Below are 13,739 nucleotides of genomic sequence, written 5' to 3' on the forward strand. Positions count from 1 at the left end.
TCTTTTGTTAAGTTCTTTTTAATTTTTCCACGCTGCAACTTTTGCAAAAGCCACTTCACTCGCTGCAATTGTTTTTTGAATATCTTCCTCTGTATGTGCACCAGACATAAATGCTGTTTCAAATTGAGACGGCGCTAAATAAATTCCTTGTTCTAACATACTATGGAAATAGATTTTATATGCTTCTTGATCAGACTGCGCCGATGTCGCATAATCATATACTTCATTTTCATTAAAGAATAAGCCAAACATTGAACCAGCTTGATGGAATTGCAATTTAAGCCCTGCTTTTTTCGCCATTTCTTCCATCCCCGTTGTCAACTGTTTTGTCTTAATCGTTAACTGACGACTATAGTCAGGTTGTTTATATTCAGGTTCACGAGAAATAATTTTCATCGTTGCAATTCCTGCGGTCATCGCAAGTGGATTACCACTAAGTGTACCTGCCTGATAAATTGGCCCAGCCGGTGAAATCTGTTCCATGATATCACGTCTACCACCATAAGCCCCAACTGGAAGACCACCACCAATAATTTTGCCTAAACAAGTTAAATCAGGCGTAATCCCATACGCCGCTTGCGCTCCGCCAAGCGCAGCCCTAAAACCACACATTACCTCATCAAAAATTAATAGCGCACCATATTTCGTGGTAATTTCACGCAATTTACGTAAATATCCTTGGCGAGGTAATACTAATCCCATATTCCCGGCAACCGGTTCAATAATGACTGCCGCAATTTCACTGCCAACCTCACTAAAGATTTTTTCTGCAGCATCAATATCGTTATATGGAATCGTCAACGTATTATTCGCAATACTAGAAGGAACACCAGGACTATCAGGTACACCAAAAGTCGCCGCACCAGAACCTGCTTTTACCAGTAAACTATCATGATGCCCGTGATAACAGCCTTCAAATTTTACAATTTTATCGCGGCCAGTATAGCCTCTTGCTAAGCGAAGCGCACTCATCGTCGCTTCTGTTCCAGAGTTCACCATGCGAATCAATTCCATTGATGGCATAATCTGATTAATTAACTTTGCTAATTTCGTTTCAAGCAAAGTTGGTGCACCATAACTTGTCCCACGATCAACTACTTCTTTTAGTGCAGCTATGACTTCATCATTAGCATGTCCAACAATCATTGGGCCCCATGAACCGATATAATCAATATATTCATTGCCATCAATATCATAAATCCTGCTGCCTTTTGCTTTCGTAATAAACGGCGGAGTGCCGCCAACATTACGAAAAGAACGGACCGGACTATTTACTCCACCAGGGATATATTGTTTTGCTTCAGCAAATGCTGCTGCGGATTTTTCTAAATTTAAAGCCATCTTTCCTCAGCCTCCTATTTTTCAGCTAACCAGCGCGCTGCATCTAATGCATGGTATGTAATAATCATGTCCGCGCCGGCACGTTTCATACTCAATAATGTTTCTAGTACGATTCGCTTTTCATCAATCCAACCATTTGCAGCCGCCGCTTTCACCATTGCATATTCACCACTTACATTATATACGGCTACTGGCAAATGCGTAGTATCACGTACTTGACGAACGATATCAAGGTATGATAACGCTGGTTTAACCATAATAATATCTGCACCTTCTGCCGTATCAAGTGCTACTTCTTTTAACGCTTCACGCGAATTTGCCGGATCCATTTGGTAAGAACGACGATCACCAAATTGCGGTGTACTATGCGCTGCATCTCTAAACGGTCCATAATAAGCGGAAGCATATTTTACCGCATAAGACATAATCGATACATTTTGGTACCCTGATTCATCAAGAGCCTGACGAATTGCTGCAACCCTGCCATCCATCATATCGGATGGCGCAACCATATCTGCACCAGCCTTAGCTTGACTTACTGCAACCTTCGCCAATAACTTCAAGGTTTCATCATTATCTACATATTGTCCGCATAACTGTCCGCAATGACCATGACTTGTATACTGACATAAACAAACATCGCCAATAATCACAAGCTCCGGGAACTTTTCTTTGATTGCTCTTATCGCCTGTTGTACAGGACTTGTCATATCCCACGCACTTGAACCTATTTCATCTTTATATGCTGGCAAGCCAAACACTTCAACTGATGGAATGCCAAGGCTTACGACTTCCTCTGCTACCTTTAGCGCTTCATCCACTGATAAATGATAGCAGCCTGGCAAAGAGGAAATTTCTTCTTTGACTTTTTCCCCTGGTACAACGAAAATTGGATAAACAAAATCTTTTACTGATAAAGAAGTTTCACGAACCAAACTGCGAACCCCTTCCGAAATACGCATTCGACGCGGTCTCAATGTCTGTTTCATTTACGTCATCCCCTATATAGAAATTTTAAATTTATATCTAAAAACCTTCATCTAAAAAATTATACCCAGTAATCCATAGAAATGCAATAATCCTAGTGAAATACCCTATGACCATCGTTTAGTCATAGGGTATTTATTATATTTCAAACATTTTTTTAATGGATTCAACAAGTCCAGAAATTGTATATTCTTCGGCAACAATCGTTGGTGTAATTTTATGATCTTCACAAGTCAGCATTGTAATTGGGCCAATACAAGCTGTCTTTACACTAGAAACCATTTTCGCACCATCTTCACCTAAGATATCAAGTAAATTTGTTACGGTAGAAGAACTTGTAAACGTAACTAAATCTATTTCATTATTTACAAACATTGCTTTTAACGCGTCTTTGTCTACATCACCGCTTACCGTTTGATAAGCAGTTACGACATCAACTATCGCTCCAAGTTCACGTAATTTTTGCGGCAAAATTTCTCTGGCAACCTTTGCGCGAGGAATCAAAATTTTATCGCCCGGTTTTACCATATCCTGCATAAGTTCAACGATGCCTTCGGCACGGAACTCCACTGGAATCAAATCAGCTAAAACACCATAACTGCGTAAAGCATTTGCCGTAGAAACTCCAATGGCTGCTACTTTACCACGAATCGCTCTAGCATCTAGCTGTTTGCTATTTAAACGGTTAAAAAATCTTTCCACACCATTTGTACTCGTAAAAATGAGCCATTGATAATCGCTTAAATTCTCAATCGCCGTATCCATTGCTTCATAAGTATCAGGTTCTACAATGCGAATTGCTGGAGCTTCAATGCATCTTACACCTAACTCTTCTAATTTGCTGGTAAGTAAGCTTGCTTGTTCCCGTGCTCTAGTAACTAATACCGTCTTACCAAACAGCGGCTTGTTATCAAACCACGCTAACTTTTCGCGTAAATTCACTACATCACCGACAATAAATATTGCAGGTGGTTTAATATCATTTAGCTTTACATCTTCCGCCGCTTTTCCGACCGTTGTAATTAATGTACGCTGATCAAGCTTAGTTCCCCAGCGAATCACTGCCGCTGGTGTATCTGCACTGCGTCCATTTTCAATCAACTTTGATGTAATATGCGGTAAATTTTCTACTCCCATTAAAAATACCAACGTGTCTACAGCTGTCGCTAACTTCTCCCAACGCATATTGGACTTTGCTTTCGTCGGATCTTCATGCCCCGTTACCACGGCAAACGACGTTGCAATGCCACGATGCGTTACTGGAATCCCTGCATATGCCGGAACTGAAATTGCCGAAGTAATCCCTGGTACGACTTCAAACGGCAAATGATTTTCTTCCAGTAATAAAGCCTCTTCGCCGCCTCTGCCAAATACAAAAGGATCTCCACCCTTTAATCGTGTGACAATTTTGCCCTCTTTTGCTTTATCCACGAGCAATTGATTAATGTCTTCCTGCTTCATCGTATGATTGCTCGATGCTTTTCCTACATAAATAAGTTCAACATCTTTACGTGCATAAGAAAGTAAGCGATCATCCGCCAATCGATCATAAACAATCGTATCCGCTCTCTGTATGCATTCACATGCTTTCATACTAATTAATTTATAATCTCCAGGTCCTGCACCCACTAAATAAACCATTCCAGCCATGTCTCATCCTCCTGAATCAAGTCTTACTTTATACCATACAGCCTACGCTAATCATAATTTCGCGCCCACCACGCGCTAATAAGCTCTCCGCTAAACGTATCCCCAATATTTCTGCATCTGCAAACGATCCTCGCAATGTATCACGTACAACAACCTTGCCATCAAGGCTTGCAATCAATGCCTCTACTTGCATTTGATTTTCACCAACCACCGTTCCATAGACACCAACTGGAACTTGACAGCCGCCTTCTACCGTACGTAAAAAAGCGCGTTCCGCTGTTGTCGTTACACGCGTTTCTTCGTCATTTAGAAATGCTAATAAATCTAAAATAGCTTGATCATCCGCACGCGTCTCAATTGCTAATGCCCCCTGCCCAACCGCAGGTAAACAAACCTTCGTGTCAAGAATTTCTGCAATTCTTTTTTCCCAACCTAAACGCTTTAATCCCGCTGCAGCTAAAACAATAGCATCAAATTCGCCATCATCAAGTTTTTTAAGCCGCGTATCTACATTTCCTCTTAAATCAGAAATAATTAAATCCGGTCGGTATGCTAAAAGCTGTGCTTTTCTACGCAAGCTCGAAGTTCCGACTCTAGCACCTTTGGGCAATGCCTGAAGCGATGAAAAAAGATTGCTCACAAGCGCATCACCAGAAGCTATGCGTTCAGTAATTGCAGCTAAAGTAAGACCTTCTGGAAGCTCTGTTGGCATATCTTTTAAACTATGCACTGCCAAATCAATCGTTCCAGATAACATTTCATTCTCTAACTCTTTTGTAAACAAACCCTTGCCACCGATTTTTGCCAACGGCACATCAAGAATCTTATCTCCCGTCGTTGTGATTTGCTTTAGCTCAACCGTCAAATCCGGATACTGCTTTCTTAAACAATCGGCGATATAATTTGCCTGCCAAAGCGCTAACTTACTGCCGCGCGTACCGATAACTACTGATTTTCTCAATTTTACGACTCTCCCCTATTGTATCTAATTTAAATAAATCGCTCATTGCTTTCATATAATACTGCTCATGTCCCGTTCCCGCAGCACTATTCATCCGCACCATCGGCTCACGCAGTAATTTACGAATAATCATCTTTGACATATTTTCAACAATCCTGCGTTCTTCAGGTGTAATATCTTCAAATTTGCTCATTGCTCGTTTCACTTCACGTTCACGAATCCGATTTGCTTTATCCGTTAAAAGAGCCATCACTGGTCGGAAAGACAAATAACGAAACTTATTTACAAGTTCAACAACTTCCTCTTCTACAATACGCTCTGCCTCTTTTGCTTCCTGCTCACGAATTTTTATATTAGAATCCACTACAGCTTCCAAATCATCAATATTATATAGTTCAACACCATTTAAATTCGCAACCTCTGGCTCAACATCACGTGGTACTGCAATATCGATAAAAATTAGCGGTCGTCCCTTACGTTTTTTCATCAACTGCGAAGTTTCCCATTTCTTCACCACATAATGTGGTGCTCCAGTAGAGGTAATTACGATATCCGTATCAAGTGCTGCAGTCATAAATTTATCAAATTCAACAGCTCGTCCATTAAATTGAGCTGCTAGTTCAACAGCTCGCTCATAACGGCGATTTGCTACCAAAACTTGATTTACACCTGCATCAGCCAAGTGTCTGGCTGTTAATTCACCCATTTGCCCAGCGCCTAGTAAAAGAACATTAACCTTCGCTAAATCTCCAATCACATTTTTTGCGAGTTCAACTGCTGCATAACTCACAGACACTGCGCTGTAGGCAATTCGCGTTTCCGTGCGAACGCGCTTACCGACAGCAATCGCACGATGAAATAACGTATTAATCACGGTACTCGCCATGCCCATTTCTCGCGCAATCGCATAACTTTTCTTTACCTGACTTAATATCTGACCCTCACCAATGACCAGGGAATCTAAACTTGCTGCTACACGAAACAAGTGACGAATGCATTCATCATTTTCATAAAAAAATAAATACTCATCAATATTTTCATCACTACTTGCCATATCATAAAAAAACTCTTTCAATACCGGTAATCCATCATCTGAATCATCAACAACTGCATACATTTCTGTACGATTGCACGTTGAAATAATAACAGCTTCATTAATGCCTTCATAAAGATCCATATTACGCAATCCCAACCGCACTTGATCTTCTGAAAATGAAAAACGTTCTCTTACATCAACCGGCGCTGTTTTATGATTCAGCCCTAAAACTACTAATTGCATTTTTAAATCTTGCCTCCACAATGCTAATTTCACCATTTCGCACGAATTCTAATACTTCGTTATTTATCATCTGTCGCCAAAATAACTCACGCTGACGAGACGGTATATCCATGTGTTTTAATTTTTCACGAAAAGAAGCAACTAACGTAATAAAATCCGCATAAGACTTATGGCCATATATAGACTCAAGTTCCATTCTAAGTTGCCGCGCTACCTCTGGACTTTTACCACTCGTTGATATCGTCAACAGTAAGTCCCCTTGCTTTATCTGCGCAGGAACCGTAAAATCGCTCGGATAACTATCATCTACAACATTAACAAGTGCACCATTTTTTTGTGCATCTTCCCCTATCAAAGCATTTACTTGTTTGTTGTCCGTTGCACAAATCACTAAAAAAGCTCCCATAATATCTTTTTTTTCATAAAATTTTTGATAATATTCAATTTGATTTAATCTAATTAGCTCCGTTAGCTCCTCAATAACATGCGGACTAACGATACGCAGCTTTGCACCTGTATCTAAAAGCCTATTGACTTTTCGCCAGGCAACACGCCCACCACCTATAACAATACATAATCGATCTTTTAAATTAAGATTGATCGGATAGGAAGCCATACTGCCACCCTTTCCCTATTAAAAAATAGCATATCTATTATCATAGCGCTTTTTCAAATGTTTTTCTATCCTATTTTCAAAAAAAGTTGAATTTAATTCATAAATTTATAAAAAAAAGAGACTCCCAATAGCAAGTATCGCCATTAGGAGTCTCTTTTTATTCCAACGTCATAATTTTATTTTTTAGTACATATAACAAAGCCTGCGTACGATCATTGACATTAATTTTACGAAAAATATTTGTTAAATGATTCTTTACCGTTTTCTCACTAACAAATAACGTCTTCGCAATATCTTGATTGCTAAAGCCTTGCGCTATACAGCGTAAAACATCTAATTCCCGTGCCGTTAATCGCTCACTACGGCGCTCACGCCAAATTTGCTCTGCCTGTGCGCCAATATTTCCTGAACATTGCGTTACACCAAAAAGGCTTTCTGCTGCTTCAGGATATATAAATGATTCTCCATTTTTCACCATGCGAATCGCTTTAATTAAAATAGATGGTTCCACATCTTTTAATAAATATCCCGCTGCACCACTTCTCAATAACTCTATGACATAATTGTCATCATCGTGCATAGTCAAAACAATAATCTTCGTCTTTGCCTTCGCTGATTTTAACTGTCTAGCAACTTCTACACCATTTAACATCGGCATATTTAAATCTAATAATAAAATATCTGGTTCTAATATCAATGTTTTCGATAATGCCTCTTGCCCATTTATTGCTTCGTCAACAACCTCAAAATCAGGTTCTAGCTCAAGTACTTTGCGAATGCCTTGCCGCAAGAGCAAATGATCATCTGCAATCAATACCCTTATTTTCATCTCTGTACCACATCCTATTTGATAATACGTGCTGTTAAGAAAATCATTACTTCTGATTCATTTTTTGTATTGTTATGATTGCTAAAAAATTTACCTAGTATCGGCAAATCGCCTAAGAATGGTATTTTACTATAGGATTTGCTTTCTTCACTGCCAATAAGCCCGCCAATCACCATCGTTTCTCCATCTTTTAATCTGACTACAGTATCAGCAGAACGTTTATTAAAACGATATGCTTTCAAATCTTCTACATAAACCGGCGAACTTACTTCCGTATATACATTTGCTGTAATATATCCATCTGGATTAATCTGCGGTGTATAACGTAAGATAATACCAGTATCTTTATATTCAATACTAGTCGTAGATGTGTTATCATTCATTGTCACTGTTGAAATCGGAATCTGTCCACCAATATTAATAACCGCTTCTCTTCCATTCATCGTCTGTATATTGGGACGAGCTAAAATATTTGCTTTTCCATCAGTAACTAATGCATTAATCGTTGCCGAATAATAAAATTCATACGAATGTCCTTCCGGTGTACGTCCAAAACTAACTATCCCTCCAGCCAATTGTCCGTCACTAGCTCCCCATTTACGTGTAATCGTCTGTTTTGGGACTTGCGTAGAAAATTGATATTCCTTTCCACTACTATCGGTATAGCTATTAGTCAAAGTTTCATATTCTGTTTCATATTCTGGATATTGAGGCAAGGATGACCAATTCCACTCAATTCCAAGATTTTTTGATGCATCTTTATTAATCGCAATGATTTCTGCCTCTACAGATACTTGTTGATACGGAATATCAATAGATGTTAGCATTTGTGCAATTTTATTTGCCTCTTCATCCGTGCCATAAAATAATAAAGAATTTGTTGCCTTATCTATAGATAGACGATTGGTAATCCCGTTATTCACTTGAACAAGATTTGACTCTTCCTTTGCACGATTGATTACCTTTGTCGTAGCAATACCATCAGTTCCGGAAGTTGAAACAGAGTCACTGCTCGAAGTGCTTGCAGGAGTCTTCGCATCACTTTCTGTATATCCTAAAGCTAAAGAAGCTGCAGAAATTACAGTACTTGGATTTGCATATTTCAATTGAAAAATATGCATAGAGCCGAAATTAGAGCTCATATTATCTTTTGGGCCAACTAAGATAACATCCCCCGCTTTATGATAGGTAAGCCCCTTCATCTTTGTTACTAAATCTAGCGCAGAATCAAAATCGAGTGAATGAATCTGTATCGTGATATTTCCTTTTATATCGCCATCAGTCACAATATTCGCATTACCTAAACGCGCCAACGAATTAAGCACATCACGTACATCCGTATCAACTACATTTAAAGATACCTGTGGCCCAGCCTGAACTACCCCCATCAGACTAAAAACAAGAGTAAAAACCAACGCAAACATTTTTTTTTGCAAAAACATCATTGTCCCACCTTTAAAGATATCGTGCCTTCCGGCCCTTCTAGAGTTACCAAATCAGAATACATACCAGCTACCTTATAAGGTCCTATATATTCTCCAACCATACATTGCTTCCGTTCCTTGTTATATTCTAAAATAGCGATTGATTGATCGGAAGTCCCAATAAGCCCTTTAGCAATTGGTTTTTCATGATTGACTGGTGCAGGATTTGAGACTTGTTCGTTTAGAGGTGCACCACTTTTCCCCTCCGGACTCAGCATCGGCTTGACCTCCCTATATGCAGCCGGTACTTCAAATGGATTGCGCTTAGGCACTTTCGTATTATCTGTGACTTCCTGCAAATTTGTTTTTTGCATATCTACCTCATGCATCGTTGTAGACGCCAACTTATTTTGACTCTTCGCATCCGTTGCTATTGAATTATTTTGCCCTACGTTAACAACTTCAACATTTTTATTTAGTAGACCCTCCACAGATAAATAAGCGAGCAAAACTACAAGAATTAAAACCAAAACTTTATGCTTTGGTTCTTTCCAAAACTCCTCAAATTTTTCTTTCATTATACTTTTCCTGCCTTTTTAAACTATACGACTAATTCATTCTACAAAAAAAAGAAAAATCCTGTAAAAAATCAGGATTTTTGTATTTTTTGCACTATTTAACTTTTAATTTTTGCAAGCTAGGTCCCATAATTCGTTTGTACGCTTCCACTCCAGGCTGATCAAATGCGTCTACATCTGCAAGCTCACCCTCATAAGCAATCGATATTGCTAGCATATACAGTAATTCACCCAAATGAAATGCATTCATTTTCGGCATCGTAAACGTCGCATTAAATCGATAGTCTGAAATTAGAGCCTGCGCATTTGAAGCCAATGCAACATCAAGGGCTTGACTCATCCTAATCCCCGAAATATCTGTCAACTTCTGCGCCGATGGGAACATATCACCAATTACAGGATCAATATCCCATTCATTTACGCGAATAAACTGAATGACTTTATTCAATGCTCCTTCTTGATGTTGCTGCGTCTGCGCGTGCATATCCGTTGTTCCCACCGCTACAATCGGTGTGCGTCCATAATTTACAATCTTACCATTGCGATCATATTTTTTTCCAAGCGATTCCGCTAAAAGTTGAATATACCATTCCGACGTGGATTTTAAATAATCTGCATAAGGCATTAATACTTCTATATCTCTGCCATATTTTTCCGCCGCCAAATATTTTAGTGTTGCATTTAATAATGCAGGATTCTGCCATACGTCATCATTTTGACATACTTCATCCATTGATTTCGCCCCAGCTAAAAACGCTTCAATATCAAAACCAATACAAGCACCAGTAATAAGACCTACCTCAGAAAAAATACTAAACCGTCCGCCAACACCATCCGGCACAGCAAAAGTCGACCAATGATTTTCTTCCGCTAATTTTTTTAATAACGTTTTCTTTTCTTCATTCGGATCGGTAACAGCAACAATCTCAATATCAATATGCTTGTGGTTCCTTAATGCTTCATAAACCACCATAAAATTTGACATGGTATCAAGTGTTCCACCTGATTTCGAAATGACAATCATCATTAAACAAAACTTTTTTCCTGCATGATTGTGATATGTTTTTGCCATCCGTTCAATATTTTCAACCAATTCACTCGTCCGGCGCGGGTCAATATTATTCCCACTAAAATACATCCGCGGATAACCATTGCGTTCTACTTTTGACATTCCGTTCCAAAACTCACCGCAATGTATATCAAAAAGAACTTTATTCCCAAGAAAAGACCCGCCAATTCCAAAGGATATTACTGCATCTACACGATCTTTTATTGAGGCAGAGAAATCTTTTAGTTTTCGAATTACAGCGGGAGAGTTTAAATTTTCTGCTTTTATATAGGGTAATTGACTAAAGAGTACCTTTTCCGGCTCTCCATCTTTTGATAAATGCCCGCGAATTACACCGGTTTTACGCATCACCTGAATCGCAGCCTGTGCGTCATTAATTTTCTCTTCTAACAACGCTACATCATCTATTGTAACTTTTCCGCTTCCCACTAAATTTTCATAATCAAACGTGAATCCTGTTTCTAACACTAATTTTTTCGCATTTACACATGTCATAACAAAAATTCATCTCCAATATTACTTAATTAATGGCCCTACCGTTTTCGTTAAATAAGTTAAAAATTTATCTCTTAAATCCGGACGTTTTAATGCATATTCGACAGTGGCCTCTAAATAGCCTTGCTTATCGCCAATATCATAACGACGTCCTTTAAAGTTATATGCATAAACTCTATGATCTACTGCCAAGTGGCAAATCGCATCAGTTAACTGAATTTCATTTCCTCGTCCTGGCTCCGTTTTTTCTAAAAACTCAAAAATTTCCGGTTCTAAAATATAACGTCCCAATACAGCCAATTGTGACGGTGCTTCTTCCGCTAGCGGTTTTTCAATTAAATCAATCGCTTGCCAAACATTATGTTTTACTGCTTTTGGATTGACAATTCCATAGCTGGAAACTTTATCTTTTGCAACTTCCTGTACTCCAAGAATACTGCCATGACAATCTTTATAAACATCCATCAACTGTTTTAAACATGGAACTTCAGCATCAACGATATCATCACCAAGCATTACCGCAAACGGTTCATTGCCAACAAATTGTTTCGCACAAAGCACAGCATGTCCCAAGCCTTTAGCCTCTTTCTGACGAATAAAGTGAATCGTAACTTTTGAAATATCTTCAATTAAGCCAAGCAAATCATATTTGCCTTGCTCTTTTAACTGTAATTCCAATTCGATAGAGCGATCAAAATGATCCTCTATCGAACGTTTATTTCGTCCTGTAATAATCAGAATTTCCTCAATTCCCGATTCTACTGCTTCCTCAATAATATACTGAATTGCAGGTTTATCCACAATCGGTAACATTTCCTTTGGTTGCGCTTTTGTCGCTGGCAAGAATCTTGTTCCAAGTCCTGCCGCCGGAATAATTGCTTTACGAATCTGTTTCATTTTGCTCCCCTTTTTCTATGCCTTAATAATTTCTAATAATTCTTCTGTTTTTTCTTTTAATAACGCTTTATCTTGACGTACCTCTACATTCAAGCGCAATACTGGCTCCGTATTAGAAATCCGCACATTGAAGCGCCACTCTGGAAAATCAACGCTGAGTCCATCTACTTTTACAACTTTTCCTTCTTTTCCATACTTTTCCTCAAGCGCGGCAAGCACAGCTTTCCCATCTTTTACGGTATTATTAATCTCACCGCTAATTGGATAACGTTCCATACGTTCTGCCATTAAAGAAGAGAGCGATTTATTTGCTTTACACATCAATTCTACAACCAGCAACCAGGTAATCATTCCACTATCACAATAAGAAAAATCTTTAAAATAATGATGGGCTGACATTTCTCCACCATATACGGCACCTACATTGCGCATTTTTTCCTTGATAAAAGCGTGACCACTCTTACACATCACAGCTTCTCCACCAGCACCTTCTACTAGCTCAATTGTATTCCAAATCATGCGAGGATCATAAATAATCTTCGCCCCAGGATTCTTACTTAAAAAAGCCTGTGCAAGGAATCCAACCATATAGTAACCTTCAATAAATCCGCCCTTTTCATCAAATAAGAAACAACGATCAAAGTCACCATCCCACGCAATTCCCACATCTGCATGATGCTTGCGAACCACTTTCGCCGTAGCTTCACGATTTTCAAATAAAATAGGATTTGGTACACCATTTGGGAAGTTTCCATCCGGTTCATTGTATATTTTTATAAACTCAAATGGTAAGACTTTTTCCAATCGGTCTAATACAGGCCCTGCGGCGCCATTTCCCGCATTTACAACCACCTTTAAAGGTTTCAATGATTTTAGATCCACATAGGTAAGTAAATGCTCTATGTAATCATCCATAATATCAACGTAAGCAATCTTTCCAAAGGCAACGCCCTCTGTAGATTTAAAGCTACCTGCTATCGCCATATTCTCAATATCTTTTAATCCTGTATCCGCACTAATCGGACGGGCTTCCTCACGAACCAATTTCATCCCATTATAATCTTTTGGATTATGGCTTGCCGTTATCATAATACCGCCATCTAATTTTAGATGTGCAGTTGCAAAATAAATCATTTCAGTGCCACACATACCAATATCAACAACATCACAACCAGCTTCAGTAAGTCCAAGTACCAACGCATTGCGAATATCTTTCCCAGATAAACGGATATCATGCCCAACAGCTACTTTCTTCGCATGAAACAAATCTACGTAAGAGCGCCCTATACGATAAGCAAGTTCTTCATTTACTTCTTCTGGAAACTTCCCCCGAATATCATAAGCTTTAAATGCAGTTCGTTTTAATTCCATACAAATCAACTCCATATCTTTCCATCATATTTTATATTGTTTGAGTAGCTAAAAAGTAACTACCTGATCAATCTATGATATAAAGTAAAAATTTATGTCTATTATTTTTAGACTCAATATTGATTATTTTAATATTAAATATTCTTTCTAAACTTCCAAAAGTCCTGTATAAATTGCATCAATATTTACAAATATTCCAAAGATAACGTATTTTTTCTTTCAGCAGTATACTATCCATTCAC

Annotated in this window: 12 protein-coding genes; all 12 read right to left on the reverse strand. The window is 38.6% G+C overall.

Features of this window, described 5'->3' with window-relative positions; translation table 11 throughout:
- Nucleotides 1-18: 18 nt before the first annotated feature.
- The 12 genes from hemL to ACWZFG_RS09085 all read right to left on the reverse strand — a co-directional run bounded on the left by hemL (nucleotide 19) and on the right by ACWZFG_RS09085 (nucleotide 13,497).
- Complete coding sequence (hemL, locus tag ACWZFG_RS09030) at nucleotides 19-1,341, reverse strand: glutamate-1-semialdehyde 2,1-aminomutase (protein ID WP_455577458.1); 1,323 nt, start codon at nucleotides 1,339-1,341, stop codon at nucleotides 19-21.
- A gap of 14 nt (nucleotides 1,342-1,355) precedes the next feature.
- Nucleotides 1,356-2,330: a porphobilinogen synthase gene (gene hemB, locus ACWZFG_RS09035; RefSeq protein WP_418626751.1), complete on the reverse strand. Its 975-nt coding sequence runs from the start codon at nucleotides 2,328-2,330 to the stop codon at nucleotides 1,356-1,358.
- A 136-nt stretch (nucleotides 2,331-2,466) separates the two neighbouring features.
- The gene (cobA, locus tag ACWZFG_RS09040; protein ID WP_455577459.1) at nucleotides 2,467-3,978 is read right to left on the reverse strand and encodes a uroporphyrinogen-III C-methyltransferase; all 1,512 of its coding nucleotides are present in this window, start codon (nucleotides 3,976-3,978) and stop codon (nucleotides 2,467-2,469) included.
- A gap of 28 nt (nucleotides 3,979-4,006) precedes the next feature.
- The gene (gene hemC / locus ACWZFG_RS09045) at nucleotides 4,007-4,939 is read right to left on the reverse strand and encodes a hydroxymethylbilane synthase (protein WP_455577460.1); all 933 of its coding nucleotides are present in this window, start codon (nucleotides 4,937-4,939) and stop codon (nucleotides 4,007-4,009) included.
- On the reverse strand, nucleotides 4,902-6,218 hold the full coding sequence (gene hemA, locus ACWZFG_RS09050; protein ID WP_177506095.1) for a glutamyl-tRNA reductase: 1,317 nt from the start codon (nucleotides 6,216-6,218) through the stop codon (nucleotides 4,902-4,904). The genes hemC and hemA overlap by 38 nt, the downstream gene beginning before the upstream one ends.
- Nucleotides 6,187-6,834, reverse strand: coding sequence for a precorrin-2 dehydrogenase/sirohydrochlorin ferrochelatase family protein (locus ACWZFG_RS09055; protein WP_455577461.1), 648 nt, complete (start codon nucleotides 6,832-6,834; stop codon nucleotides 6,187-6,189). Before ACWZFG_RS09055 ends, hemA begins: the two co-directional genes overlap by 32 nt.
- 157 nt (nucleotides 6,835-6,991) lie before the next feature.
- Nucleotides 6,992-7,663 carry a response regulator gene (locus tag ACWZFG_RS09060; RefSeq protein WP_147666843.1) on the reverse strand — a complete coding sequence of 224 codons (672 nt, stop codon included), beginning with the start codon at nucleotides 7,661-7,663 and terminating at the stop codon, nucleotides 6,992-6,994.
- Between the two features lie 14 nt (nucleotides 7,664-7,677).
- On the reverse strand, nucleotides 7,678-9,105 hold the full coding sequence (locus ACWZFG_RS09065; protein WP_455577462.1) for a pilus assembly protein PilQ: 1,428 nt from the start codon (nucleotides 9,103-9,105) through the stop codon (nucleotides 7,678-7,680).
- Entirely contained in the window at nucleotides 9,105-9,665 is a 561-nt protein-coding gene (locus ACWZFG_RS09070; protein ID WP_418626748.1) for a hypothetical protein, read from the reverse strand. The genes ACWZFG_RS09065 and ACWZFG_RS09070 overlap by 1 nt, the downstream gene beginning before the upstream one ends.
- A 94-nt stretch (nucleotides 9,666-9,759) precedes the next feature.
- Nucleotides 9,760-11,229: a glucose-6-phosphate isomerase gene (locus ACWZFG_RS09075; RefSeq protein ID WP_455577463.1), complete on the reverse strand. Its 1,470-nt coding sequence runs from the start codon at nucleotides 11,227-11,229 to the stop codon at nucleotides 9,760-9,762.
- A 21-nt stretch (nucleotides 11,230-11,250) separates the two neighbouring features.
- A complete protein-coding gene (gene galU / locus ACWZFG_RS09080; RefSeq protein ID WP_418626746.1) occupies nucleotides 11,251-12,126 on the reverse strand; it encodes a UTP--glucose-1-phosphate uridylyltransferase GalU in 876 nt (291 codons plus the stop codon).
- 15 nt (nucleotides 12,127-12,141) lie between these two features.
- Nucleotides 12,142-13,497: a phosphohexomutase domain-containing protein gene (locus ACWZFG_RS09085; RefSeq protein ID WP_177506089.1), complete on the reverse strand. Its 1,356-nt coding sequence runs from the start codon at nucleotides 13,495-13,497 to the stop codon at nucleotides 12,142-12,144.
- Nucleotides 13,498-13,739: the final 242 nt, after the last annotated feature.

Source organism: Anaerosinus sp., assembly GCF_965318445.1.